Consider the following 3,854-nt stretch of genomic DNA (forward strand, 5'->3'; position numbering starts at 1 on the left):
GCCGCGGCCCGGTGCTCCAGCGTCCCGTCGGCGCGCCAGCGCCCCCGCACCGCGGTGCGCCGCACCCCGGCCTCGGATCCCGGCACGAGGGGGCCGCCCAGGCACACCTCTCCCCAGACGCCCACCGGAACGGGCTGGAGCTCCCCGTCCAGCACGTACACCGCCCCGGGGCCGCGGGCAGCGCCGCCGCACCGCTCCAGGAGGGGGCGCAGCGCCTCCTCGCGCGCGGCCGCGAGCTCCGGACGGTTGAACTCCTCCAGGAGCTGCCGCAGCTCCCCGTCGGAGAGCAGGGGGAGGCGGCCGACCGCGGTGTCCGGCGCGTCCACGGCGGCGCGCAGGAGCCGCTCGTAATGCCGCAGCATCCGCTCGATGGTGGCGGCCTCGAAGAGGTCGGTCCGGTAGAGCATCGTTCCGTGCACCCCGTCCGCGCCCTCGCTCAGGTAGAGCTGGAGGTCGAACTTGGCCGCCTCGTAGCCCCCCTTGAGGGGGCGGAGGGTGAGCCCCGGGATGCGCACCTCCTCCGGGCCCTCCGCGGGCCGGTGGTTGAAGCTCACCTGGAAGAGCGGGTTGCCGGCGGGCTCCGTGTCGGGGCGCAGCGCCTCCACCACCTTCTGGAAGGGGACGTCCTGGTGCGCGTGCGCCTCCAGGGAGGTCTGGCGCACGCGCCGGAGGACCTCCCGGAAGGTGGGGCTCCCGGACAGGTCCGTACGGAGCACGACCGTGTTGGCGAAGAACCCGATCAGCGGCTCCAGCTCCGCGCGGTTGCGGTTGGAGATGGGGGTGCCCACCACCATGTCGGTCTGCCCCGTGTAGCGGGCCAGCAGCACCTTGAACGCCGCCAGGAGGCCCATCATGGGGGTGGCGGCCTGCTGCCGGGCCAGCTGCGCGACCGCGGCGAGGAGGCCCGCCGGGATCCGGAACGACCGGGCCGCGCCCCGGAAGGACGACCGCGCCGGTCGCGGGTGGTCGGTGGGGAGATCGAGCGCCGCGGGCGCGCCCGACAGCTTCTCGCGCCAGTAGTCGAGCTGGCGGCGGAAGCCGCTCCCCTCCATCCACCGTCGCTGCCAGGCGGCGTAGTCGGCGTACTGGATGCGCAGCGGAGGGAGCGAGGGGGGACGCCGCTCCAGGGCGGCGGCGTAGCCCTCTGCGAGCTCACGCACCAGCACCTCCAGCGACCACCCGTCGGAGACGATGTGGTGCAGCGTGCAGAGCGCGACGTGCTCGTCGGGGGCGAGGCGGAGCAGCGCGGTGCGCAGCAGCGGCCCCCGGGCCAGATCGAACCGCGTCCGGGCGGCCTCGGCGATCCGGCGCTCCGACTCCTCCGCGCGCGCGGCCCGCGGCAGGGCGGAGAGGTCCACCACCGGCCACCCCACCCGCGCCGCCGGAGCCACCACCTGCACGGGCTCGCCGTCGATGGTGGGGAAGGTGGTGCGCAGCACCTCGTGGCGCCCTACCACCCCGGCGAGCGCGCGGGTGAGAGCGCCGCGGTCCAGCGCGCCCCCGAGCCGCACCGCGATGGGCGTGTTGTAGGCGCCGCTCCCCTCCGAGAGCCGGTCCAGGAACCACATCCGCTGCTGCGCGAAGGAGGTGGGGAGGACGTACACGTCGTCCCCCGCACCCTCCGGCTCGGGTGTGCTCCGTACTTGCTGGCCGCTATCCACGGTATGCAGATCCCCTGAGGTGCGGTCGGTAGCCGGTGGGAGAGCCCACACGCGGCTACTCGTCGACGAGCGAGGTGAGATCGGTCGCGCGGATGCGCCGGCCGTCGCGCGCGGCCGGGCCGATCGACTCCATCTCCATCTCCTCCCCTCCCTCTCCACGCGCCTCCAGCAACGGCTCCACCACGCGGGAGAGCTCCGCGACCGTCTCGGCGTCGATCACCCGCCCGATCTGCAGGTCGATCCCGAAGTGCTTGCGGATGCGGGAGGTGAGCTGCGTCGCGAGGAGCGAGTGCCCTCCCAGCTCGAAGAAGTTGTCGTCCATGCTCACCCGCTCCAGCTTCATCACCTCGCACCAGATCGCCGCGACCTGCTCTTCCACGGGGGTCGAGGGCGGAACGAAGGAGCGCTCCACCTGGATGCGGCGCTGGGCCGAGAGGAGGGAGCGGTCCACCTTTCCCACGGCGGTGAGCGGCATCGCATGGAGCGCCACGAAGGCGCCCGGCACCATGTACTCCGGGACGCGCTCCTGGAGAAACGCGCGCAGCTGGGCGGAGGTGGGAAGGGGCTCCCCGGCGGGCACCCAGTAGGCCACCAGCTGCTTTTCCGCTTCGCTTCTCTCCTCCACCACCACCGAGCACTGCTGGATCTCCGCGTGCCGGTTGAGCACCGCCTCGATCTCGCCCAGCTCGATGCGGAAGCCGCGCACCTTCACCTGGTGGTCCACCCGCCCCAGGAACTCCAGCGTGCCGTCGTCCTGCCAGCGCACCCGGTCGCCCGTGCGGTACATCCGCGCGCCCGGATCGGCTGAGAACGGATCGGGGACGAACCGGTCCGCCGTGAGCTCCGGACGCGCCAGGTAGCCGCGGGCCAGTTGCTCCCCGCCCAGGTGCAGCTCGCCGGGCACGCCGATCGGGACCGGCTCCATGCGCTCGTCCAGGACGTAGGCGGCCCGGCTCCCGATCGGCCGCCCGATGGGCACGCTAAGGGGGAGGCCGTCCGCGCCGAAGTCCGCCGGCACCTCGAAGGTGGACGCGGTGACCACCGCTTCCGTGGGACCGTACGCGTTGAGCAGCCGCGCCCCCCCGGCGGGCGTCTCCCGCCAGCGCCGCACGAAGGAGGGGAGCATCGCCTCCCCACCTGCGATCATCAGGCGCAGGCGGCTGGTGTCCGGAACGGCCTCGCCGCGGGCCCACTCCTCGGCCAGGAGGTGCCACTGCGCGGTGGGGAGGTTGAGCACCGTCAGGCCGGAGTCCGCGACGAGGCGGCCCAGCGCCTCCACGCTCGGCACTCCCTCCTCGCGCAGCACCACGCACGCTCCGCAGAGGAGCGGTGCGAGCATCTGCTCCACCGACGCATCGAAGTTGAAGGAGGCGAACTGGAGGACCCGGTCGCTCGCGGCCAGGCCGAAGTGCTCCCCGACGCTCAGGCCGTGCCCGGCCAGGGCGCGATGCTCCACCACCACGCCCTTGGGGATGCCGGTGGAGCCGGAGGTGTAGATCACGTACGCGGCGCCCGCCGGGTCCACCCCGGGGAGTTCGAGGTCGCCGTCGGGATGGCCGGCAACCGGTTCGGCCACCTCGTCCCAGGCGAGCACCTCCACCCCCTCCACGTCGGGGAGGCTCGGGCGCAGCTCCCCCCGCGTGAGCACCAGGCGCAGGCCCGCGTCACGGATCATGAAGTCGAGCCGGTCGCGCGGGTACGAGGGATCGAGGGGGACGTACGCTCCCCCGGCCTTGAACACGGCAAGCACCGTCTCCAGCCGCTCGGGAGAGCTGGGGAGCATGATCCCCACGCGCGCCTCGGGCCCGACCCCCGCCGCGCGGAGGTGGCGGGCACGGCGGTTAGCGCCGCGGTTCAGCTCCGCGTAGGTGAGCACCCGGGAGCCGACGCGGACGGCCTCGGCGTCGGGGGTGCGGGCCGCCTGGGCCTCGAAGAGCACGTGGACCGGCTGCGGCGCCGGGATCCGCCGGGCCGCCGCGCGGTTGAAGGAGCCGAGCACGCGGGTGCGCTCCTCGGCGCTCATCACCGCGAGCGCGGCCACCGGGGCGTCCGGCCGCGCGAGGGCGTCGGCGAGCAGCGTGTCGTACCGGTCCAGGAGCAGCGCCAGATGGGGCGCCGTGAAGCCCTCCGTCCCCGTCAGCTCCAGCGCCACCCCGTCGCCGCGCGCGGCGACGCGCAGGTGCAGCGCGAAGG

At 74.1% G+C, this 3,854-nt stretch carries 2 protein-coding genes; both read right to left on the reverse strand.

Features of this window, described 5'->3' with window-relative positions; genetic code table 11:
* Positions 1-1,661 (reverse strand): condensation domain-containing protein (locus VGR37_07540; GenBank protein HEV2147240.1); only part of this gene is annotated, 1,661 nt, incomplete at its 3' end.
* 55 nt (positions 1,662-1,716) lie between these two features.
* The coding region (locus VGR37_07545; GenBank protein HEV2147241.1) for an amino acid adenylation domain-containing protein at positions 1,717-3,854 on the reverse strand (2,138 nt) is incomplete at its 5' end.

It is taken from the genome of Longimicrobiaceae bacterium (genome assembly GCA_035936415.1).
Lineage (GTDB): Bacteria > Gemmatimonadota > Gemmatimonadetes > Longimicrobiales > Longimicrobiaceae > JAFAYN01.